The organism is Streptomyces johnsoniae (assembly GCF_031845565.1).
In the GTDB taxonomy this organism is placed as follows: domain Bacteria; phylum Actinomycetota; class Actinomycetes; order Streptomycetales; family Streptomycetaceae; genus Streptomyces; species Streptomyces johnsoniae.
Map to the genome: position 1 here is coordinate 1 of NZ_JAVREV010000082.1, position 440 is coordinate 440.

Here is a 440-nt window from a genome sequence, read left to right on the forward strand (position 1 = left end):
GTCGGGGGTGTCGGAGAAATGCTCACCGGGGTCGATGTGAAAATCCTTGGTGGCCACGACATGGTCGTAGCCGTGGTCGGTGGCCAGGAGTGCGGTGATGTCCCGCGCCACCGCAGCGCCGCCGGCGACCGCCAGCGAGCCGCCTTCGCAGAAATCGTTCTGCACATCGACGACGATGAGTGCCCGAGCCTGCTTGGACCTCCGCATGATCCCGACGCTACCCGCCGAACAGCAGGTACAGCCCGGTAAAGGTGTAGCCGACCATCACCAGCATCGTCGCGAGCTGGCCGGTGAGCTGGTGTTGCTTCGGCAGCAGGCGCAGTGCCCGGTCGTGTGCCGCGATCACGCCGGCGACGTGACCGGCCAGCACGAATCCGACCTTCAGGCTGGCCAGAAGCGTTGGGTGAACGGACAAGAAGTAGCTGACCTGCACATCGTGG

Annotated in this window: 2 pseudogenes; both read right to left on the reverse strand. The window is 65.2% G+C overall.

What is annotated here, in order from left to right:
- A pseudogene (locus tag RM779_RS33365) lies at positions 1-207 on the reverse strand (nicotinamidase); the annotation flags it as partial.
- Between the two features lie 10 nt (positions 208-217).
- Positions 218-440: pseudogene (locus RM779_RS33370) on the reverse strand (hypothetical protein); the annotation flags it as partial.